The organism is Pseudomonas sp. GL_093, from assembly GCF_057837605.1.
Genome location: NZ_CM174448.1, coordinates 4,043,056 through 4,065,424 on the forward strand (window position 1 = coordinate 4,043,056; position 22,369 = coordinate 4,065,424).

Annotated in this window: 18 protein-coding genes; 13 read left to right on the forward strand and 5 right to left on the reverse strand. The window is 59.8% G+C overall.

Annotated elements, in window-relative coordinates; translation table 11 throughout:
- Positions 1 to 2: 2 nt before the first annotated feature.
- From gacA to AC3IUE_RS18485, 3 genes are all read right to left on the reverse strand, one after another.
- Positions 3 to 644 carry a response regulator transcription factor GacA gene (gene gacA, locus AC3IUE_RS18475; protein WP_008015884.1) on the reverse strand — a complete coding sequence of 214 codons (642 nt, stop codon included), beginning with the start codon at positions 642 to 644 and terminating at the stop codon, positions 3 to 5.
- Between the two features lie 126 nt (positions 645 to 770).
- Positions 771 to 1,214 carry a GNAT family N-acetyltransferase gene (locus tag AC3IUE_RS18480; RefSeq protein WP_489263230.1) on the reverse strand — a complete coding sequence of 148 codons (444 nt, stop codon included), beginning with the start codon at positions 1,212 to 1,214 and terminating at the stop codon, positions 771 to 773.
- On the reverse strand, positions 1,214 to 1,972 hold the full coding sequence (locus AC3IUE_RS18485) for a carbon-nitrogen hydrolase family protein (RefSeq protein WP_489263231.1): 759 nt from the start codon (positions 1,970 to 1,972) through the stop codon (positions 1,214 to 1,216). The genes AC3IUE_RS18480 and AC3IUE_RS18485 overlap by 1 nt, the downstream gene beginning before the upstream one ends.
- A gap of 625 nt (positions 1,973 to 2,597) precedes the next feature.
- On the opposite strand from AC3IUE_RS18485, the gene AC3IUE_RS18490 reads away from it, so the two are divergent.
- The 11 genes from AC3IUE_RS18490 to AC3IUE_RS18540 all read left to right on the forward strand — a co-directional run bounded on the left by AC3IUE_RS18490 (position 2,598) and on the right by AC3IUE_RS18540 (position 17,028).
- Positions 2,598 to 3,686, forward strand: coding sequence for a 3-deoxy-7-phosphoheptulonate synthase (locus AC3IUE_RS18490; protein ID WP_489263232.1), 1,089 nt, complete (start codon positions 2,598 to 2,600; stop codon positions 3,684 to 3,686).
- Positions 3,687 to 3,975: 289 nt separating this feature from the next.
- Positions 3,976 to 4,857 carry a lipase family alpha/beta hydrolase gene (locus AC3IUE_RS18495; RefSeq protein ID WP_489263233.1) on the forward strand — a complete coding sequence of 294 codons (882 nt, stop codon included), beginning with the start codon at positions 3,976 to 3,978 and terminating at the stop codon, positions 4,855 to 4,857.
- Positions 4,858 to 4,965: 108 nt separating this feature from the next.
- A complete protein-coding gene (locus AC3IUE_RS18500; protein WP_056741530.1) occupies positions 4,966 to 5,247 on the forward strand; it encodes a peptidylprolyl isomerase in 282 nt (93 codons plus the stop codon).
- A 135-nt stretch (positions 5,248 to 5,382) separates the two neighbouring features.
- On the forward strand, positions 5,383 to 7,251 hold the full coding sequence (locus tag AC3IUE_RS18505) for an extracellular solute-binding protein (RefSeq protein WP_489263234.1): 1,869 nt from the start codon (positions 5,383 to 5,385) through the stop codon (positions 7,249 to 7,251).
- Positions 7,251 to 8,312 carry a microcin C ABC transporter permease YejB gene (locus AC3IUE_RS18510; protein WP_056741528.1) on the forward strand — a complete coding sequence of 354 codons (1,062 nt, stop codon included), beginning with the start codon at positions 7,251 to 7,253 and terminating at the stop codon, positions 8,310 to 8,312. The genes AC3IUE_RS18505 and AC3IUE_RS18510 overlap by 1 nt, the downstream gene beginning before the upstream one ends.
- Positions 8,312 to 9,334, forward strand: coding sequence for an ABC transporter permease (locus AC3IUE_RS18515; protein ID WP_046048461.1), 1,023 nt, complete (start codon positions 8,312 to 8,314; stop codon positions 9,332 to 9,334). The genes AC3IUE_RS18510 and AC3IUE_RS18515 overlap by 1 nt, the downstream gene beginning before the upstream one ends.
- Before the next feature lie 14 nt (positions 9,335 to 9,348).
- The gene (locus AC3IUE_RS18520) at positions 9,349 to 10,923 is read left to right on the forward strand and encodes an ABC transporter ATP-binding protein (protein ID WP_489263235.1); all 1,575 of its coding nucleotides are present in this window, start codon (positions 9,349 to 9,351) and stop codon (positions 10,921 to 10,923) included.
- Positions 10,924 to 11,051: 128 nt separating this feature from the next.
- Positions 11,052 to 12,467, forward strand: coding sequence for a sigma-54 interaction domain-containing protein (locus AC3IUE_RS18525; protein ID WP_489263236.1), 1,416 nt, complete (start codon positions 11,052 to 11,054; stop codon positions 12,465 to 12,467).
- A gap of 286 nt (positions 12,468 to 12,753) precedes the next feature.
- The gene (locus AC3IUE_RS18530) at positions 12,754 to 14,145 is read left to right on the forward strand and encodes a GntP family permease (RefSeq protein WP_046048463.1); all 1,392 of its coding nucleotides are present in this window, start codon (positions 12,754 to 12,756) and stop codon (positions 14,143 to 14,145) included.
- A 7-nt stretch (positions 14,146 to 14,152) separates the two neighbouring features.
- Entirely contained in the window at positions 14,153 to 14,926 is a 774-nt protein-coding gene (gene hbdH / locus AC3IUE_RS18535; RefSeq protein ID WP_489263237.1) for a 3-hydroxybutyrate dehydrogenase, read from the forward strand.
- 146 nt (positions 14,927 to 15,072) lie between these two features.
- Positions 15,073 to 17,028, forward strand: a complete 1,956-nt coding sequence (locus AC3IUE_RS18540; protein WP_489263238.1) for an acetoacetate--CoA ligase — start codon at positions 15,073 to 15,075, stop codon at positions 17,026 to 17,028.
- Between the two features lie 116 nt (positions 17,029 to 17,144).
- On the opposite strand, the gene AC3IUE_RS18545 is transcribed toward AC3IUE_RS18540, so the two are convergent.
- On the reverse strand, positions 17,145 to 18,254 hold the full coding sequence (locus AC3IUE_RS18545; protein WP_489263240.1) for a PilT/PilU family type 4a pilus ATPase: 1,110 nt from the start codon (positions 18,252 to 18,254) through the stop codon (positions 17,145 to 17,147).
- A gap of 120 nt (positions 18,255 to 18,374) precedes the next feature.
- Between AC3IUE_RS18545 and AC3IUE_RS18550 the strand changes: the two genes are divergently transcribed.
- Both AC3IUE_RS18550 and AC3IUE_RS18555 read left to right on the forward strand, forming a co-directional pair.
- Complete coding sequence (locus tag AC3IUE_RS18550) at positions 18,375 to 20,912, forward strand: hybrid sensor histidine kinase/response regulator (RefSeq protein ID WP_489263241.1); 2,538 nt, start codon at positions 18,375 to 18,377, stop codon at positions 20,910 to 20,912.
- 65 nt (positions 20,913 to 20,977) lie between these two features.
- Positions 20,978 to 21,253: a peptidylprolyl isomerase gene (locus AC3IUE_RS18555; protein WP_007898282.1), complete on the forward strand. Its 276-nt coding sequence runs from the start codon at positions 20,978 to 20,980 to the stop codon at positions 21,251 to 21,253.
- Positions 21,254 to 21,378: 125 nt separating this feature from the next.
- Here the strand turns inward: AC3IUE_RS18555 and AC3IUE_RS18560 are convergent, their stop codons facing one another.
- Entirely contained in the window at positions 21,379 to 22,311 is a 933-nt protein-coding gene (locus AC3IUE_RS18560) for a sugar kinase (protein ID WP_489263242.1), read from the reverse strand.
- Between the last annotated feature and the right edge of the window lie 58 nt (positions 22,312 to 22,369).

Below are 22,369 nucleotides of genomic sequence, written 5' to 3' on the forward strand. Positions count from 1 at the left end.
TTTCAGAGACTGGCATCGACCATGCCGTGACGAACCGCCAACAGCGTCAACTCGACATCGCTGCTGATCGAAAGCTTTTCGAAAATGCGGTAACGGTAAGTGTTCACGGTTTTTGGCGACAGACACAGTTTGTCGGAAATGATCTGGACCTTCTGGCAGCCGACAATCATCAGCGCGATCTGGATTTCCCGCTCCGACAAGGCGTCGAAAGGCGAATCATTGGTCGGCTGGAAGGATTTGATCGCCAGTTGCTGTGCAATTTGCGGACTGATATAGCGCTGCCCGGCAAACACCAGGCGGATGGCCTGGACCATTTCCGGCAATCCGGCGCCCTTGGTCAGATAGCCCGCGGCCCCTGCCTGCAACAACCGAGTCGGAAACGGATCTTCTTCGCACACGGTGACCGCGACGACTTTGATATCCGGATGACTGCGCAATAATTTGCGCGTGGCTTCAAGACCGCCGATGCCGGGCATCTTGACGTCCATCAGTACCACATCGGGTTTCAACTCACGCGCCTTGAGCAGGGATTCTTCGCCTGACTCAGCCTGGCCGACTACTTGCAGGCCATCGATGTCAGCCAGCATTCGTGTAATGCCTGTACGAACGAGATCATGATCATCGACTACTAGCACCCTAATCAAGCAGACACCTCGCGAAATGGTCTTATTGGGTTGCCGACACCTTAGCAAAAAGCAACTGGCAGACCTAGCGGCAAGCGTCATATAAAAAGTTTCAATACATCTTGAAAGGCTTGTCGTAAGCGTGTTTCAGCCGGGCGAGGCATTGATATCACGCTGCATTCTCAGGAAACACTCGTCCGTGCCGACCACCTTCAGGCCCTTTCTTTCATACAACGCTTGCGCGGGATTGTTTTCAAAAACCGTCAAACGCAATGCCGGACGCCGTTCCTGGCACGCAATGGCGAATACCTGATCAATCGCCCAGGAACCGGCGCCCTGCCCTCGAAACGCTTCGAGGACGTGCAGTTCGCGGATGTACAGGGCTTGGGCGTCACGACTCAGACTGAAAAAGCCCAACACAGTACTGCCACTTACAATCAACCAGTTCTTGCGCCCGGCCCAGCCAACATCGAACCCTTCGTCCTGCCACAGCAGATCGTGCTGAATGTAATAGCGGAGCATGTTGTTGCGGGTCAGTTCACGAGCGAAGTCGAGGTCCCGGGATGTCGCCGGACGTAATTCAAATACCATCACCCCAATGCAACCTCCACTAATTGCCCTTTCCAGCCGTCAGCGTTGCGTCGAGCAACGACCATCAGGTTACCGGTTCCGGGTGCAGACGCAATCAGCGAGCCGTCCGCCGCCCAGATCGCGCTGCGTCCTGCCGATTCCCAGCCACCCGTTGCACCGCCATGGTTGGCCATCAGGACCGCCATCGAATGAGTGCTGGCGTAGCCTTGCAACAACGCGGTATCCGGGGCGTAGCCGTTTTCCGTGATCAGCACGCCCGCCGCATAGAGATCGGCGCCCTGCTGCGCCGCTGCGGCGGCATGACTGGCGTGAGAGAAATCCGCGCACACCGCCAACGCGACCGTATCGGCACCTATGGTCAGGGTCGAACCGCCGGTTCCCGGTGCAAATGCAACCTCCTCGCCTGGATGTAGATGTTGCTTGCTGTAGATCCCGAGCGATCCATCAGCGCCCAACACCAACGCCCCAATCAATACCGGTGAATCCTCCGACAGGCGAATCGGCATCCCGACGACAGTCGTCACACCGACTTCCCGCGCGAAATCCCGTAGCGGTTGCAGCACCTCGGCGTCTGGCGCAATGGCCAATTCAGCCGCAAGTCCACGCTCGTACCCGGTCAGCGATAACTCCGGGAACACCAGCAATTGCACGCCCTGCTCCGCGGCAAGTTGCATGAAGCGCTGATGCCACACCATGTTTGCGGCAAGGTCACCGGCGATGGAGATCGATTGGGCAGCGGCAATGATCAGTGGCGTCATGGTTCGTCCTTGTGACGTTGTACGTAAGCGAAACACAAAGTGTGTCACAACCGGCGACGCACTCAAGCGATAGAAAATGCCGTCGGTGATCGATAGCATTTTCTGATTGAATCCGTGTACCGGCCTCTAGTAAGCTCGGCGCATTCATCGGAGAAAGACCATGTCCAGCCCCCTCTCACAGCTTCGTACCGTCAGCGCCCTGCGCTCGGTGGCGGCTGCCCGGGTGAATGACGTTTGTGCTCCGGTCAGCTTTTATTTTGGGTATTGGTTTAGCCACTGGCGCGCCTGATACCCACACGGCGCCCACTTTAAACGGGTCGCCACCAGAGAATTCTCAACCCCCGGTCGGCTTCCCGACCGGGGGTTTTGTTTTTTCAGCCCCGCACATTTTTAGCGACACACCAGACAACCAGAGGATTCAACAATGAACTACGCCACTTATTACCGTTACGACAGTTTTACCGCCTGGCGATTTAGCAGCCTCCGCTCGGGACAGCCTGCCGCCTCCGATCGGTCACCCACAGGTGGCAAGCACACACACGCAGCCAATCCGGCCAATTGTCGAACACCCCAGTAGGGCCGAGCGCGCGGGAACGAACCCGCCGCCAGCCCAGGAAGCCCGAATATGAACTCGTCCGTCTCTGCTCTGCCGCTGTCCACCTTGAGCCCTGCCAATGAAGCGCTGACCCTGCGTCTGCCCAGCTCATTGCAACTCAAACAGCAACTGCCACTCAGCAACGTCCTGAGCCAGCAAGTCGCCGCCCACCGCCAAGCGGTTCGCGCGATCCTCAACGGTGAAGACTCCCGTCTGCTGGTCATCGTCGGCCCCTGCTCGATTCACGATCCTCAGTCCGCCCTCGAATACGCCGGCAACCTCGCCCGCCTCGCCGCCGACGTCAGCGATGAAATGCTGCTGGTGATGCGCGCCTACGTCGAAAAACCCCGCACCACCATCGGCTGGAAAGGCCTGGCCTACGACCCGCAGCTCGATGGCAGCGATGACATGGCGGGCGGTTTGACGTTGTCCCGCGAGTTGATGCGCGAAATGCTCCGCCTGGGACTGCCGATTGCCACCGAACTGCTGCAACCGATGGCTGCCGGCTACTTCGACGATCTGCTGAGCTGGGTCGCCATTGGCGCTCGCACCACCGAATCGCAGATCCACCGTGAAATGGCCAGCGGCCTGAGCATGCCGGTCGGCTTCAAGAACGGCACCGATGGTGGTGTCGGTGTGGCCAGCGACGCCATGCGCTCGGCCGCCCATCCGCATCGCCATTTCGGTGTCGACAGCCAGGGGCATCCAGCAATCATTCAAACGCCGGGCAATCCCGATACCCACCTGGTGCTGCGTGGCGGACACCGCGGGCCGAACTACGACCGCGACAGCGTCGCCCGGGTGAACAACGATTTGACCAAACTGAAGATCCCGGCCCGGATCATGGTCGACTGCAGCCATGCCAACAGCGGCAAAGACCCGTTGCGTCAGCCAGCGGTGTTTAACGATGTGCTTGAACAGCGCCTGCAAGGTGATCGATCACTGATCGGCATGATGATCGAGAGTCACCTGTTCGAAGGCTGCCAACCGCTGAGCCCGTCAATGCGTTACGGCGTGTCAGTCACGGACGGCTGCCTTGGCTGGAGCGGGACGGAATTGTTGTTGCGCCAGGCCGCCGATCGGCTCAGATCGCAGAGCAAGGATCAACAATCGGCGTGAGCCACACCCATCGTCCAGTCCTCCCATTGAGGACTGGACGTCGGAATCGAGACACGATTAACAGGCAAAGGGTGTTCCCTGAGTAGGCCATCGCAGGAAAACGCTCTGTTACAGATAAAAAGATGTCCAAATATTCCGAACAAGACCTCATCTACTTTCGAGCTTTCGTACATTTTCTATTCCATTTTCATCAGGTTACAGCGGCTTTTTCATACAACGCCGAACAGCGGGTGTGCTTTAGAGTGAGCCCATCAACACCCCTATGAACGACTGTGAAAAAGGAAAGAACATGCTACGGAATGCAACTACTCAGTATCCGATCCTGTTGGTCCACGGGCTCTTCGGCTTCGATCGCATCGGCAAGATCGAACTCTTTCATGACGTCAAGCAGGCTCTCAGGAGTGCAGGCGCAAGAGTGCTTATCCCGTACTTGTCGGCTACCCATAGCAATGAAGTTCGAGGCGACCAACTTCTGGCGCAGATCGAACGGGTACTGGAAGGAACCGGTGCAAACAAAGTCAACCTGATCGGCCACAGCCAAGGCGCACTCGCTGCACGTTATGCGGCAGCGACAGCGCCGGAAGCAATCGCTTCGGTGACGTCCGTCAGCGGACCGAATCACGGCTCGGAACTGGCTGACTTCTTGCGTAAGGCGCTGACGCCCGGGCGCCTGCCGGAACACGTCGCCGAGACGGTTGCAACGTTGTTTGCAGACTTTCTATCGTTGCTCAGCGGCCACCGCCACCTACCGCAGAACGCCATCGCCGCGCTGAATGCCCTGACCACCGAAGGCGTAGGCGCGTTCAATGACAAGTACCCCCAGGGGTTGCCGAAAACCTGGGGTGGCAAGGGTCGCGAACGGGTCGACGGCGTACGTTATTACTCCTGGAGTGGCACCCTGCAGGGCGACCTCCTCGACAAAGGGCTTGATGCTCTGAGTCCGCTGCACGGGTTCCTCCGCGCCTTTTCCCGATACTTCACCACCGAACCCGAGCAGAACGATGGCCTGGTTGGCCGCTACAGCTCCCATTTGGGCAAAGTCATCCGGTCCGACTACCCGCTGGATCATCTGGACAGCCTCAGCCAGACCGCCGGTCCGCTGCGCAAGGGCATCGACCCGATTGCCCTGTATGTGCAGCATGCGGAACGCCTGAGAAATGCCGGCCTATAAAGGAATACCGTACCGTCCTGCATAGTCTGTACGGAACTTTGAGAAGAAATAGACCACTGAATCCGGTAGGCTCCGCACTTTACTGAACATTGAAAGGAGTATTTCACCATGGCTAAAGCCACTGCCCGTCACATCCTCGTTGCCAGCGAAGCCAAGTGCAACGAATTGAAAACCCAGATCGAAGGCGGCGCTGATTTCGCCGAAGTCGCCAAAGCCAACTCCACTTGCCCGTCCAGCCGCCAGGGCGGTGATCTGGGTTCGTTCGGTCCAGGCCAGATGGTCAAGGAATTCGACGCCGTGGTCTTCAGCGCACCGATCAACGTGGTGCAAGGCCCGGTCAAGACCCAGTTTGGTTACCACCTGCTGGAAGTGACCAGCCGTCAGGACTGATCAACCCTTGAGTTTTCTGCACAACGGCCCGCCTTTTGGTGGGCCGTTGTGTTTCAGTTACGTGATACGGGTGGCGAGGGACGCGCCGCTAGCGTACAAATTGTGGTTATTGACCACCCGGCTCTAAGGCTGACAATGCGACTGGCGTTCCCTACTTTATTGCTCACGGCCGTGGCCCTGTTATTGAGCGTCACCGGTGTGACTGCAGCACCGCAACATGCGTTGACCGTGTACGGTGAACCGGCGAAGTATCCTGCCGGCTTTAGTCATTTTGCCTACACAAACCCGCAAGCCCCCAAGGGCGGCACAATGCGCCGCTCGGCCGTCGAAATCGGTCATTTCGATCATATGTTGCCCTACATCGATAAAGGCATTGGCGTCACACAGATCGACGGCCTGCTTTACTCGCCCCTCGCCCAGCGTTCGCTGGACGAGCCGTACACCGTGTACGGCCTGGTGGCTTCGAGGATGGAGCGCTCGGACGACGGTTTGTTTCTGCGCTTCTATCTGAACCCCAAGGCCCGTTTCGCGGACGGCAAACCGATCACGGCCGAAGACGTTCGTTACACTTTCGACCTGTTGATGACTCAGGGCAGCCTGCGTTATCGCACCCAATTTGCCGACGTCAAAGGCGTCGAAGTGGAATCACCTCTAACGGTTCGGTTCGACTTGAAAAGTAATGAAAACCGTACCCTGCCCCTTGATATCGCGACCTTGCCGGTGTTTCCCGAGCATTGGTGGAAGACTCGCGACTTCGCCAATGGTGGCGGTTACGAGCCACCGCTGGGCAGCGGTCCCTACAGGGTGAGCAAGGTCGACTCCGGTCGCAGCATCACCTTCGAGCGCAATGCCGATTGGTGGGGCAAGGATTTACCGGTCAGCCGCGGCCTCTACAACTTCGATCGTTTCAGCATCGAGTACTTCGGCGATACCGACGTCGCCCGTCAGGTCCTGCGCGGCGGAGCCTACGACTACAACCGAGAATTCTCCGCCACCGCTTACTCCATTGGCTACGACAGCCCGGCCCTGAGTGACGGGCGATTGCAAAAGGCGCACCTGGCAACGCAAGCGCCCCAAACGGCTCAGGGCTTCGTGTTCAACCTGCAAAACCCGCTGTTCCAGGACCGTCGAGTGCGCCAGGCACTGGCCATGCTCTGGGATTTCGAGTGGAGCAACCGGCAGATGATGCGCGACATGTACATCCGCCAGCAGAGTTACTTTTCCAACACCGACCTCGCTGCCCGGACACTGCCGGACGCCGGCGAACTGGCGATTCTCGAACCGCTGCGCGGGCAGATCCCCGACGAGGTGTTCACCCAGGTTTTCCAGGCACCGAAAACTGATGGCAGTGGCCTGATACGCGACAAACAGTTGCAGGCACTCGATTTGCTCGAACAGGCCGGCTGGAAACCCGATGGCGATCAACTGGTCAATGCCGAAGGCCAGTCGCTGAGTTTCACTTTCCTGGTCAGCCAGAACGGCATGGACCGCTTGCTGCTGCCTTATAAGCGCACCCTGAAACAGATCGGCATCGACATGAACATCCGCCGTATCGACTCGTCCCAATACGTGAATCGCCTGATGAGCCGCGACTACGACATGATCGTCACCGGCTACCCGGTCACGACATCGCCCGGGGGTGAACTGCTCAATTACTTCGGCTCGATCTCGGCCAACGACCCTGGTGCCAATAACTACATGGTGTTGAAAAATCCGGCGGTCGACACACTGATCACCGGGCTGGTTCGCGCCACCACCCAACCTGAAATGCTGCACTACGCCCACGCGCTGGACCGGGTGCTGCAATGGAACTACTACTGGATTCCCAACTATTACCCGCCGGGCAGCTCCACCGTGTGGTGGAATCGTTTCGGCAGGCCCAACGAGCAAGCGAGCAATGACGAAGCCATCGAGAGCTGGTGGGAAATCAGCTCCACGCCGCTGACCAACCAACAGATGACCGCTGAGCAAATCAGCCGTGGCAAACCCGGAGGGCCGCACTGATGTGGGCTTACATACTGCGACGTCTGCTGCTGATCATTCCGACGCTGGTGATCATTCTTCTGGTCAACTTCATCATCGTCCAGGCCGCGCCGGGCGGCCCGGTGGAACAGGCCATCGCGCACTTGCAAGGCATCGGCGGCGCGAGTGTCGGCGGCGGTTCCGGCGAACGCATGTCCGGCACCTCCCGATCCAGTCGCGGCCTCGACCCGCAACTGATCAAGGACATCGAAAAGCAATACGGCTTCGATAAACCAGCGCACGAACGCCTGTGGTTGATGCTCACCAGCTACGCGCGCCTGGACTTCGGCAAGAGCTTTTTCCGCGGCGCGACCGTCACCGACCTGATCCTGGAAAAAATGCCGGTGACCATTTCCCTTGGGCTCTGGGCGACGCTGATCACCTACCTGGTGTCGATTCCTTTGGGCATCCGCAAGGCCGTGCACCACGGCAGCCACTTCGATATCTGGAGCAGCACCGCGATCGTCATCGGCTACGCCATGCCGGCGTTTCTGTTCGCGATGTTCCTGATCGTGGTCTTCGCCGGTGGCACCTCGCTGAACTGGTTCCCGGTGCGCGGGCTGGTCTCGGACAACTTCGAGTCGCTGTCGACCGTGGGCAAAATCGCCGATTACTTCTGGCACCTGGTATTGCCCGTGACGGCGCTGGTGATCGGCGGGTTCGCCACGCTGACCATTCTGACCAAGAACTCCTTCCTCAATGAAATCACGCGCCAGTACGTGGTCACTGCCCGCGCCAAGGGTCTGAGCGAACGCCGAGTGCTCTACGGTCACGTGTTTCGCAATGCCATGTTGCTGGTGGTCTCGGGGATTCCCCAGGCGTTTATCAGCGTATTTTTCGCCGGCTCACTGTTGATTGAAGTGATTTTCTCTCTCGACGGCCTGGGTCGCATGAGTTACGAAGCCGCGGTTTCCAGGGACTATCCGGTGGTATTCGGTTCGCTGTTCATCTTCACCCTGTTCGGTCTCTTGATAAAAATTGTCGGCGACCTCTGCTACACCCTCGTCGACCCGCGTATCGACTTCGCCTCGAGGAACGCCTGATGTTCAAGCTCTCGCCGCTAGGTCGTCGTCGTTTCGAGCGGTTCAAGAAAAACCGTCGCGGCTGGTGGTCGCTGTGGTTGTTTGTCGGCCTGTTCCTGTTGACCCTCGGTGGTGAGCTGATCGCCAACGACAAACCGCTGATCGTCAGCTACCAGGGCTCCCTCTACTTCCCGGCCCTGAAGCGTCATACCGAGCAGGAATTTGGCGGGCAGTTGCCGTTCCAGGCGGACTACCGCAGCGATTATGTGCAAAAGCTCATTCACCAGGACGGTGGCTGGATGCTGTTCCCGCCAATCCCCTTCAGCGACGACACGCCGAACTATGACCTCAACCAACCGGCACCCAGCCCGCCGACCAAGGTCAACTGGCTGGGCACCGACGATCAGGCGCGGGACGTGTTGGCCCGAGTGATTTTCGGTGCTCGGGTGTCGATCCTGTTTGCCTTGATGCTGACGTTTGTCAGCGCACTGATCGGCATCGCTGCCGGCGCCCTGCAAGGCTACTACGGCGGCTGGGTCGACCTGATCGGTCAGCGGTTGCTGGAGGTTTGGTCGGGGCTGCCGGTGCTGTACCTGCTGATCATCCTGTCGGGTTTCGTCGAGCCAAATTTCTGGTGGCTGCTGGGGATCATGGCGCTGTTTTCCTGGCTGGCCCTGGTGGACGTGGTGCGCGCCGAGTTTCTGCGCGGACGCAACCTGGAATACGTCAAAGCCGCCCGGGCGCTGGGCCTGACCGACCGTAAAGTCATCGTCCGGCACATCCTGCCCAACGCGATGAACGCGACGCTGAGCTACCTGCCGTTCATTCTGACCGGGGCAATCTCGACCCTCACGGCGCTGGACTTCCTCGGTTTCGGCATGCCTGCCGGCAGTGCATCGCTGGGCGAGTTGATCGGTCAAGGCAAGCAGAACCTGCAAGCGCCGTGGCTGGGGCTGACGGCGTTTTTCACCCTGGCGCTGATTCTTTCTTTACTGGTGTTTATCGGGGAGGCGTTACGTGACGCCTTCGACCCGAGATCATGATGCGGACGGCTGACATGAGTAACAACCTGATCGAAATCCGTGACCTCCACGTGGCCTTCAGCGGCCAGACCGTGGTGCGCAATCTGTGCCTGGACATCCGCCCCGGTGAATGCCTGGCACTGGTGGGTGAGTCGGGCTGCGGCAAGTCGGTGACCGCTCACTCGATCCTGCAACTGCTGCCCGAGACCGGCACCGAAACCACGGGCAGTATTCGCTACCGTGGCCAGGAGCTGGTCGGCGCTTCGTCCAAGGTGCTGCGAGAGCTGCGGGGTAACCGCATCGCGATGATCTTCCAGGAGCCGATGACCTCGCTCAATCCGCTGCACAGTATCGAAAAGCAGATCGGCGAAACCCTGTTGCTGCACAAGGGCCTGGCCGGTAAAGCGGCGCAAGCACGGATACTCGAGTTGCTGCATCTGGTCGGTATTCAGAAGCCCAAAGAGCGGCTCAAGGCCTATCCCCATCAATTGTCTGGTGGCCAGCGGCAACGGGTGATGATCGCCATGGCCCTGGCCTGCGAACCGGAGCTGCTGATCGCCGACGAGCCGACCACCGCGCTGGACGTGACGGTGCAGCGCAAGATCCTGCTGCTGCTCAAATCCCTGCAACAGCGTCTCGGCATGTCGCTGCTGCTGATCAGCCATGACCTCAATCTGGTGCGCAGCATTGCCCAACGAGTCTGCGTCATGAAGGCCGGAGAAATCGTCGAGCAGGCACCTTGCGAAACGCTGTTTACCGAACCGAAACATCCTTACAGCTGCGTCTTGCTGAATGCCGAACCGGAAGGTGAAGCACTGCCCCGGGACGAGCGCGAGAACGTGCTTGAGGTAGATGACTTGCGGGTGCAGTTCGTCCTCGGTGGCGGGCTGTTTCAGCGCAAGACCTACCTGAAGGCCGTGGACGGCATCAGCCTCAACATTCAGCGCGGCAAAACGCTGGGTATTGTGGGCGAATCCGGCTCCGGCAAGTCGACGCTGGGTCAGGCGATCCTGCGCTTGCTCGATTCCGAAGGCAGCATTCGCTTTCAGGGTGAAGCGCTGGACGGTCTGACGCAAAAACAGCTGCGGCCGTGGCGCAAGAAAATGCAGGTGGTGTTCCAGGACCCGTTCGGCAGCCTCAGTCCAAGGATGTCCGTGGCGCAGATCATCAGTGAAGGCCTTGAGGTGCATAGCCAGTTGACGGCTGAAGAATGCAAAGCCGAAGTGATTCGGGCATTGGTGGAAGTCGGACTTGATCCGCAAAGCCGTCATCGCTACCCGCACGAGTTTTCCGGCGGCCAACGCCAACGCATCGCCATCGCCCGGGCGCTTGTGCTGAAACCGGCGCTGATCCTGCTGGACGAACCGACCTCGGCACTGGATCGCACGGTGCAAAAACAAGTGGTCGCCCTGCTCCGCCAGCTACAGGAAAAACACGGCCTGACCTACCTGTTCATCAGCCACGACCTGGCGGTGGTCCGTGCCCTGGCTCACGACATGATCGTGATCAAGGACGGCAAAGTCGTGGAAAGCGGTGCCAGCCACGAAGTGTTCGATTCACCGCAGCATCCGTATACCAAAGAGCTGTTGGCGGCGGCGCATCCGGGTTAAGACTTAAAACCGCGGCGCGGCCTTCGCGAGCAGGCTCACTCCCACATTGGAATGCATTTCAAACTGTGGGAGCGAGCCTGCTCGCGATTAGGCCCGCACAAACACTACACATTTTGGACATGACGCCCATGAACACCACCGAAAGCCTCAAGGACTACCAGCGCGTTCGTTTGCTGGCGATCCGTTCATTGTTCGAGATCATCGAGCAGTCGAGTGAAGGAACGGTGATTGTCGACCGCGATGCGAACATCGTCTGGATGAACGAGCGTTATGCCCGGCGCTTTGGCCTGGAATCGGCGGAAGTGGCAATCGGCAAGGCCTGCGAAAGTGTGATCCCCGGCAGTCTGTTGCGCGAGGTGGTGCGCACCGGTCGGCCGATTTTGCTCGACATGCAGGACACCCCCAAAGAACCACTGGTGGTGATGCGCCTGCCGATTCACGACGACGCCGGCGTGGTGATCGGCGCCATCGGGTTTGCGCTGTTCGACGAATTGCGCAGCCTCTCGCCGATGCTCAAGCGCTACATGAGCATGCAGGAAGAATTGGCTTCCACCCGCTCGCTGCTGCGAGCGCGGCAGACCAAGTACAACTTCGCGCACTTCATCGGCACCAGTGCCGCCAGCCTCGAAGTCAAGCGCCGTGCCCGACGCAGTGCCAGCGCCGAGTCCCCAGTGTTGCTGCTCGGTGAAACCGGCACCGGCAAAGAGTTGCTGGCCCAGGCGATCCATGGCGCTTCGCCGCGCGCGCACAAAGCCTTCGTCAGCATCAACAGCGCGGCGATTCCCGAATCGTTGCTGGAAGCGGAATTCTTCGGCACCGCGCCCGGCGCGTTTACCGGCGCCGATCGCAAGGGCCGTGCCGGCAAGTTGCAGATAGCCCAGGGCGGCACCCTGTTTCTCGATGAAATCGGCGACATGCCGTTGCCACTGCAAAGCAAATTGCTGCGGGTATTACAGGAAAAGGAATTCGAACCAGTCGGCTCCAACGAAGTGATCCAGAGCGATGTGCGGGTGATTGCCGCGACCTCCACGGATTTGGAAGCCGCGATCAAACGCGGTGAATTTCGCGCCGATCTGTATTACCGCCTCAACGTGCTGCCGATCCAGGTCCCACCGCTGCGTGATCGACTCGACGATCTTCCGGCTCTCAGTGAAGCCATTTTGGAAGAACTGCGCAGTCAGCACGAATTGAACCGCGAAGCGCTGGAACTGCTGGGACAACATGCCTGGCCGGGGAATATCCGTGAACTGCGCAACGTACTCGAACGCGCCGCACTGCTGAGTGATGACCTGATGCTGAATGCCGCAGATATCCGCGCGGCGATTGGTACGTTCACACCGGTAGAGCGCGTGGCGCCTGTAACGATTGAGCCGGTTGCGCATGAGACTTTCAGTGAGGCTCGAGAGCGGTTTGATCGGCAGCTGATTGAGGCCACCCTCGTGCAATGCGGCGGGAAGGTTGTTGAAGCGGCGGCGCGGTTGGGGCTGGGGCGGTCGACGTTGTACAAGAAGATGGTGGCGTTGGGGATAGCTGAGTCTCTGTAACAAGACAATAATCTCTATCTATAGACAGGCCTTCGCGAGCAGGCTCGCTCCCACTCTTGATCGCACTTCTACAGGTCGGACACTCAACCTGTGGGAGCGAGCCTGCTCGCGAAGAGGCCAGCACCGTCAATTAAAGTCTCCCATTAGAGACAAGCAAGCGACCCCCAATCTACAAACATAAAAAATATCCTTATATTTCAATATGTTGAACACGTGGCACGAAACTCGCTAAAGCCCTCTCCCACCAAGATCCACCCTAAAAAAATAACAATCCAGGAGACACACCATGAGTGTGATCATTGCCTTGGCAGCTCTCACGCTGCTAATGCTCGCGGCTTACCGTGGCTACAGCGTTATCCTCTTTGCCCCGATTGCCGCCCTCGGCGCCGTGCTGCTCACCGACCCTTCCGCCGTCGCCCCCGCTTTCACCGGGGTGTTCATGGAGAAAATGGTCGGCTTCATCAAACTGTATTTCCCGGTGTTCCTGCTCGGTGCAGTGTTCGGCAAGCTGATCGAGCTGTCGGGCTTTTCGCGCTCCATCGTCGCCGCGGCGATTCGCCTCCTAGGCACGAGTCAGGCGATGCTGGTGATCGTACTGGTCTGCGCCCTGCTGACTTACGGCGGCGTGTCGCTGTTCGTGGTGGTATTCGCGGTCTACCCGTTTGCCGCTGAAATGTTCCGCCAGAGCAATATTCCCAAACGACTCATCCCGGCGACCATCGCCCTCGGTGCATTCTCGTTCACCATGGACGCCCTGCCCGGCACCCCGCAAATCCAGAACATCATCCCCAGCACCTTCTTCAACACCACCGCCTGGGCCGCTCCCTGGCTGGGCTTGATCGGCGCGATCTTCGTGGTCTGCGCCGGCATGCTGTTTCTGCAGCGCCAGCGCAACAAGGCGCAGCACGCCGGTGAAGGGTATGGCACCGACCTGCGCAACGAGCCTGAAACCGCTGCCGACATCAAACTGCCGAATCCGTGGATTGCAGTGTCGCCGCTGCTGGCCGTCGGCATCATGAACCTGCTGTTTACCCAGTGGATTCCGCAGTGGTACGGCAAGACCCACAGCCTCGCGCTACCGGGCATGGCCGCGCCGGTGACCACCGACATCGCCAAACTCACGGCGATCTGGGCCGTTCAGGCAGCCTTGCTGGTCGGCATCATCATGGTGCTGGTGTTCGGCTTCCAGGCGATCCGCGGCAAGTTGGCCGAAGGCAGTAGAAGTGCGGTCAGCGGTTCGTTGCTGGCGGCGATGAATACCGCGTCGGAGTATGGATTTGGCGCAGTGATCGCCTCCTTGCCGGGCTTCCTGGTATTGGCCGACTGGCTCAAGAGCATTCCCAATCCGCTGGTCAACGAAGCGATTACCGTAACCCTGCTGGCCGGCATCACCGGTTCTGCGTCGGGCGGTATGAGCATTGCGCTGGCGGCCATGGCCAATGACTTCATCGCAGCGGCCCATGCGGCAAACATTCCGCTGGAAGTGCTGCACCGGGTGGCCGCGATGGCCAGTGGCGGCATGGACACCCTGCCGCACAACGGCGCGGTGATCACCTTGCTGGCGGTCACCGGCCTGACCCACCGCGAAGCCTACAAAGACATTTTCTGTATTACGCTGATCAAGACCCTGGCGGTTTTTGTGGTGATCGGTACTTTCTACGCCACTGGCATTGTGTGAGGTATTCATGACGACTCTTTCGGGCAAGACTGCACTGGTCACCGGGTCCACCAGCGGTATCGGCCTGGGCATCGCCCTCAGCCTGGCCAAGGCTGGCGCCAACCTGATCCTCAACGGTTTCGGTGATGCGTCCAAGGTGATTGCCGAGGTGGAGCAATTCGGTGGCAAGGTTGGCCATCACCCGGCTGACGTGAGCAACCCTGAGCAGATCGCCGACATGATTGCCTACGCCGAGCGTGAGTTCGGCGGCGTGGACATTCTGGTCAACAACGCCGGTATCCAGCATGTGGCGCCGGTGGAAGAGTTCCCGGTGGAGCGCTGGGATTCGATCATTGCGATCAACCTGTCGTCGGTATTCCACAGCACCCGTCTAAGCCTGCCTGGCATGCGCGCCAAGGGCTGGGGACGGATCATCAACATTGCTTCGGTGCACGGCCAGGTCGGCTCCGTGGGCAAAGCTGCATACGTGGCGGCCAAGCATGGCGTCATCGGCTTGACCAAGGTGGTGGGCCTGGAAACGGCGACCACCAACGTCACCTGCAACGCCATCTGCCCGGGCTGGGTGCTGACGCCATTGGTGCAGAAGCAGATTGATGACCGCATCGCCAAAGGGATCGACCCGCAACAGGCGCAGCATGATTTGCTGGCTGAGAAGCAGCCTTCGCTGGAGTTTGTGACACCGCCGCAATTGGGCGAGCTGGTGCTGTTTTTGTGCAGTGAGGCCGGTAGCCAAGTGCGTGGCGCAGCGTGGAATATCGATGGTGGATGGTTGGCGCAGTAACCCACAGATGATCGTTCCCACGCTCCGCGTGGGAATGCAGCCAGGGACGCTCCGCGTCCCAAAGCGGACGCAGAGCGTCCATTGAGGCATTCCCACGCAGAGCGTGGGAACGATCTGAACGAGAGAACAACAAGAAGAGGCAAGCCATGTCCGACATCCTCTGGCAACCCAGCGCCAAGCGCATCGGCAAGACCCGCATGGAGGCCTTTCGGCGCTTCATCAATCAGCGACACAACCTCCATGTCGACGACTACCCTGCCCTGCACCAATGGTCCATCGATCAGCGTGACGCATTCTGGCAGGCCATCGTCGATTTCTTCGACATCCGTTTCCACGACCAACCGGACGCTGTACTGGTGGAGGGCGCGCAAATGCCCAGCGCCCAATGGTTTCCCGGCGCTACCTTGAACTTCGCCGAACACCTGATGCGCCGTCGCGACGATGCCGTAGCGGTCATTGCCATCGGCGAGAACGGCCAGCGTGAACACCTGACCTGGGCAGAACTGGCCGAGCATGTCGCCGGGTTTCAGAACAGCTTGAAAGCCGCCGGTGTCGGCCTCGGTGACCGCGTCGCGGCGTGCATGCCCAATACCTGGCAAACCCTCGTGGCGATGCTCGGCACCACTAGTTTGGGAGCGATCTGGTCCTGCTCCTCACCGGACTTCGGTACCCAGGGCGTAATCGACCGTTTCGGCCAGATCGAGCCCAAAGTGCTGATCACCTGCGCCGGTTACCGCTATGCCGGCAAGGACATCGACCAGACCTCCAAGGTCAATGAAATCCTTGAACGCTTGCCGTCCTTGCAGCAGTTGATTGTCGTGCCTTACGCCCGACCGCAAGCGCACATCGAACACTTCCATACCCGGGCCAACGTGACACTCTGGGATGATTTCTACGACGTGGGCGGCGAGCCGGATTTCGTCCCGGTGCCCTTCGCGCATCCGCTGTACATCCTCTATTCCAGCGGCACCACCGGCGTGCCGAAATGCATCATTCACAGCACCGGCGGTGTGTTGCTGCAACACGTCAAGGAACACGGATTGCATTGCGACCTCGGCCCCGGCGACCGGTTGTTCTACTACACCACGTGCGGCTGGATGATGTGGAACTGGCTGGTCTCGGCGCTGGCCGTGGACAGCACGGTGGTGCTGTACGACGGCTCGCCGTTTCATCCCGCCCCCGAGCGTCTGATCGACCTGATCGACGACGAATGCATCAGTGTCTTCGGCACCAGCCCCAAGTACCTCGCGACCCTCGAAAGCAGCGGCATCAAACCTCGCGAAAGCCATGACCTGAGCAGCCTCAAAACCGTGCTCTGCACCGGTTCCGCGTTGTCGCCGCAGAGTTACGACTATGTCTACCGCGATCTCAAGCCTGACCTTTGCCTGGCCTCGATGTCTGGCGGCACCGACATCGTTTCGTGTTTTGTGAACAGCAATCCGCTGCAACCGGTACGCCGCGGCGAGATACAAGGCAAGAGCCTGGGCATGGCGGTGGAAGTCTGGAACGACGACGGCCAGCCGGTGATCGGCGAAAAAGGTGAGCTGGTGTGCACCCGGCACTTCCCGGCAATCCCCATCGGGTTCTGGAATGATCCTCAGCAGGAAAAGCTCCGCGCCTCGTATTTCAGTCAGTTCCCCGGGGTCTGGGCCCAAGGCGATTACGCGGAGCAATTGCCCCATGGCGGGATGATGATCCACGGACGCTCCGACGCCGTGCTCAACCCCGGCGGCGTGCGCATCGGCACCGCGGAAATCTACCGTCAGGTGGAGAAAGTCCCGCAAGTGCTGGACAGCGTGGCCATCGGTCAGCAGTGGCAGGATGACGTGCGGGTGGTGCTGTTCGTGCGATTGCGCGAGGGCGTCGAACTGGACGAAGCGCTGCAACAACAGATTCGCCAGGTCATCCGCGCCAACACCACACCGCGGCATGTGCCGGCGAAGATTGTCGCGGTGACCGATATACCGCGCACCATCAGCGGCAAGGTCGTTGAACTGGCGGTGAGGAATGTGGTGCATGGGCAGAAGGTCAAGAACACCGATGCACTGGCCAATCCCGAAGCGCTTGAGCAATTCCGAAACCGCCCCGAACTCAACGACTGAACGCCGGGGATCTACTGTGGGAGCGAGCCTGCTCGCGAAAGCGGTGTGTCAGTAGACATCAATATTGACTGACCCGGCGCCATCGCGAGCAAGCTCGCTCCCACATTCGATCTTTGTCAGTCCATGAGTCCCCATTCGCCCGGCGGCGCATGGGGGCTCGATGATGCTTCGGCATGCAGCTTCAGCCGCAAGCGCAAATTGTTCACCGAATCCGCATGCGTCAACGCTTCCTCCTCATCAATAGCCCCTTCTGCGACCAACTCGAATAGCGCACCGTCAAACGTCTGCATCCCCAGTTCCACAGACTTCTCCATAATCCCCTTGAGTTCGGATAACTCATTGCGCCGAATCAGGTCGCCAATGGTCGGCGTCCCGAGCATCACTTCCACTGCCGCCCGTCGCTGACCGTCGCGGGTACGCACTAATCGCTGGGAAACGAAGGCCTTGAGGTTGTTGCTCAGGTCATGCAGGAGTTGCGTCCGGCGCTCTTCGGGGAAGAAATTGATGATGCGGTCCAGCGCCTGATGAGCGTTGTGGGCATGCAGGGTGGAGATAACCAGATGGCCGGTATCGGCAAACGCCAGCGCGTGCTCCATCGTCTCGCGGTCACGGATTTCGCCGATCAGCACCACGTCCGGTGCCTGGCGCAGGGTATTTTTCAAGGCGGCGTGAAAACTGCGGGTATCGACGCCGACCTCACGCTGGTTGATGATCGACTTCTTGTGCCGATGGATGTACTCGACCGGGTCCTCGATGGTGATGATGTGGCCACTGCTGTGGCGATTGCGGTAGTCGATCAATGCCGCCAGCGAGGTTGACTTGCCCGAGTCGGTAGCGCCGACGAACAGCATCAGTCCTTGTTTGAGCATCACCGTTTCGAGGAGCACCGGTGGCAGTTTGAGGTCTTCGAAACGCGGAATGTCGAGCTTGATGTTGCGCGCCACGATTGACACATCGTTGCGTTGTTTGAAGATATTGACCCGAAAGCGCCCGACACCTGGCAAAGAGATGGCCAGGTTCATCTCCAGTTCCCGATCGAACTCCAGACGCTGTTCGGCGTCCATGATGGACGCGGCAACGGTCGCGATTTCACCCGGTTTTAACGGCTGATCGGCCAAGGGTCTAAGCACACCCTCGAACCGTGCGCTGGGTGGCGCACCGGTAGACAGATAAAGATCGGAGCCATTCTGGCTGGCCAGGAGCCTTAACAGTGCATCGATTTCCATGGCAAAAAGCACCCGCGAAGCATTCAATGAATAAAAATGACCCAAAAAGGGTCATACAGCGTCTACTGCGGTACAAGGATAGTTGACACCGCTACACCGACTTAAATGCAGGACATCTTGATGAACGCATCACCGACCGGCAGCGATGCCCAGGCCTTGATTGCCCGACTGGACTGGAGACGCAGCCCGCTGGGCGCTGCCAGTACCTGGCCGCAAAGCCTGCGAACCGCCGTGGATATCGTGATTCATTCGCCGATGCCCATGCTGTTGCTGTGGGGGCCGCAGCTCACGCAGATCTACAACGACGGCTTCGCCCTGCTGGCCGGCAGCAAGCATCCACACGCATTCGGACAGCCGACACACCTGATCTGGCCAGAGTTAAAAGACTTTACCGACCCCATTTACAGCGCCGTCCTACAAGGACAGGTACGGACCTACAGCGAACAGCGCTTCACCTTGCAGCGTAATGGCCATGATTCCGACTTCTGGCTGGACCTGACCTATAGCCCCATCCGCGATGAAAGCGCCCAGGTCGCCGGGATTCTGGTCACGGCCATCGAAACCAACGAACGCCGACGCATCGCCCTCGAACTCGAACAGCGTTCGGCTGCCAGCCTCAAGGCCCAGCACGAAACCGAGGAGCGCCTGCAACTGGCCCTCGCCGCCACCGACGCCGTTGGCACCTGGGACTGGGACATAAACGAAGACCGCTTCATTGCCGACACCCACTTCGCCCAGTTACACGGTATCGACCCGCTGCTCGCCAATCAGTTGCCCATCAGCGCCTACCTTCAGGGGGTGCACCCGCAAGACCGCGCCATGGTCGCCCGCAGCATCAAGCACTCCATCACCCACGGCACCGAGTACGCCGAGGAATATCGCCTGCTGCAACCCGACGGTCAGCTGCGCTGGGTGTTTGCCCGGGGTCGTTGCTACAAGGACCACCATGGCCGGCCGATCCGCTTCCTCGGCGCCGCCCTGGACCTGACCGAACGTAAACACACCGAGCAGGCCTTACGGCAAAGTCAGACCGAGCTGCAACTGATCATCAACGCCATGCCGATCCTGATCAGCTACGTGGACAGCGAAGAACGCTTTCGCCTGAACAATGCGGCCTACCTCGATTGGTACGGGCTGACGCCTCAGGAGCTCTTTGGCAAAACCATCCGTGAAGTACTGGGTGAAGAAGCCTATGCCTTGCGCGCCGAATACATCGCCCAGGCACTGTCCGGCAAGCCTTGTTGTTTCAGCATCCGCACCCCGCACCGTGACGGCAGCATCCGCCATGCCCTGATGAACTACTTGCCGCGCCATGGCGCGGATGGTGCGGTGAATGGTTTCTATATCTTTGTGATTGACGAAACCGAGCGCAAACAGACCGAAGAAGCCCTGCGCAATCTCAACGAAACACTTGAGGAACGAGTCGCCGCCCGCACCCAGCAATTGGCTGAAGCCAACCAGCGACTGCAGAACGAGATGTTCGAACGCGAGCGCGCCGAAGAGGCGTTGCGGCATGCGCAGAAAATGGAAGCGCTCGGCCAGCTCACCGGCGGCATCGCCCATGACTTCAACAATATGCTCACCGGGATCATCGGCAGCCTCGACTTGATGCAGCGCTACATCGCCGACGGGCGCGCCGCCGAGGTGGGCCGTTTCACCGAGGCGGCCGTGTCCTCGGCCAACCGCGCCGCCGCCCTGACCCATCGCCTGCTGGCGTTTTCCCGGCGCCAGTCACTGGACCGAAAACCGTTGAACGCCAATGATCTGATCCATTCCCTGGAAGATCTGCTCAGCCGGACCAAGGGCGACCACATCGAGCTCAAACTGCAACTGGCCGAAGACGTCTGGCCGGTCAGCACCGACGTCAGCCAGCTGGAAAACGCCCTGCTTAATCTGGTGATCAACGCCCGGGACGCCATGCCCGATGGCGGCGAGTTGCGGATCGAAACTGCCAACGTTTACCTCGACAGCAGTGACATCAATACCCTGGAACCGGTCAAGGCCGGGGATTACCTGATGATTGCCGTCAGCGACAACGGTACCGGCATGACACCGTCGGTGCTGGCCAAGGCTTTCGATCCGTTTTTCACCACCAAACCCATCGGCCAGGGTACCGGTCTTGGACTGTCGATGATTTATGGTTTTGCCCAGCAGTCGGGTGGGCATGTCAGCCTGTTCAGCTTGCCGGGCCAGGGCACCAGCGTTCGTCTGTACCTGCCGCGGCTGCACGCCGCAGAGCCCGAAAACATCCTGAAGCCTGTCACCAGCGAGACGCCGGCCGCGATTGCCGGTGAAACCGTGGTGTTGGTGGAGGATGACCCGGCGGTGCGCATGCTGGTGCTCGACCTGCTCAAAGAGCTGGGTTACCACGCCCATGAAGCCGAAGATGCGAAGACCGCCCTGCCCCTGCTGGAATCCGACCTGCGGATCGATTTGCTGGTCACCGATGTCGGGCTGCCGGGGATGAACGGTCGGCAACTGGCGGAGATTGCGCGCCAGCACCGTCCCGAGCTCAAAGTGCTGTTCATGACCGGTTACGCGGAAAAAGCCGCCGAGCGCCAGGGCTTCCTGGAGGAAGGCATGGACATGGTGGCCAAGCCCTTTTCCATTGACCTGTTGGCCAACAAGATTCGCGCGATGATCGGTCCACCGGACTGAAGTTAAGGCATAATCGCGCGCCCCGCTGGCACCAACATAGCCACCACCGTTGCAAGGTACTGCCCATGAAAGCTCAAGCCCGCCATATTCTGGTGAAAACCTCGGAAGAAGCCGAACAGCTCAAACAACGCATCGCCAAGGGCGAAGCCTTCGATGTGCTGGCCAAGAAGTATTCCACCTGCCCGTCCGGCAAGCGCGGCGGCGACCTGGGTGAGGTGCGGCCCGGGCAAATGGTCGGGGTCATCGATGCCGTGATTTTCAAAAAACCGTTGCGCGTGGTGCATGGGCCGATCAAGAGCAAGTTTGGCTATCACCTGGTGCAGGTGTTTTACCGGGATTAATGGGTTGGTTTGAGGGCCTCATCGCGAGCAAGCTCGCTCCCACATTGGATCTGCAGTGTGCACAAGCCCACTGTGGGAGCGAGCTTGCTCGCGATCCGATTGCGCAGCAGGCGGCCATTCACCACTTATCTCGGAGTAAGTGCTCCCGGCACCTGAATCACCCGACTCGCCAACCGATGCCCCGCTTCGGCAGCCTCAACCGGGCTGCCTCCTTTCAGGCGACTGGCCAAATACGCCGCGCTAAATGAATCCCCCGCCGCCGTGGTGTCCACCACCCGCTCGACCACCTGCGCCGGCACTTCAAACGACTCTCCATCGCAACGAATCAGACACGCCTCGGCGCCACGCTTGAGTACCACTTCAGGCGTGCCAATCTGCTCGTAAGCGGCAAATACTGCCTCGCAATCGGAAAAATTAAACAGCGCCTGTTCGTCATCGACGGTCAGCAACGCCAGGTCGACATAGGGCAGAACGCTGCGATAGGCCGCCCGTGCGTCCGCGATCGACGCCCACAAACGTGGCCGGTAGTTGTTGTCGAACACGACCCGTGCATCCCGCTGCCGTGCCTCGACCAGGGTTTCCAGTAACTTCTCCCGACCTTGCGCGCCGAGCACCGCCAGGGTGATGCCACTGAAATACAGCACATCGTAATCCGGCAGTGCCGCCAGGATCGGCGCGGCGGCCGGGGTGGTGAAACAATCGCGGACGGCCGCTTCATTGCGCCAGTAGAGAAAACGCCGCTCGCCGGCGGCGTCAGTCTGGATGCAATACAAGCCGGGCAACCGGCCGGGCAAGCGCTGGACCATACCGAGCCCGATGTTTTCGTCGGCCCAGCTCTGGCACATGGCATCGCTGAAACTGTCGTCGCCCAGGGCGGTGACGTAATCCACCGTGCCGCCCTCGCCCAATTCCCGGGACAGGTAGACCGCCGTGTTCAAGGTATCGCCGCCGAAACTCTGTTGCAGGCTGCCGTCGGCGTGTTGCTGCAACTCGATCATGCATTCGCCGATCAGGGCGATGCGCGGGGTGTTGGGGCCGAGGGTGCTGATGGTGTTCATTGTTCTTGGGCTCTCTGGTGTTTCTGTGTTGTCTGGTAGGGCCCTTTCGCGAGCAGGC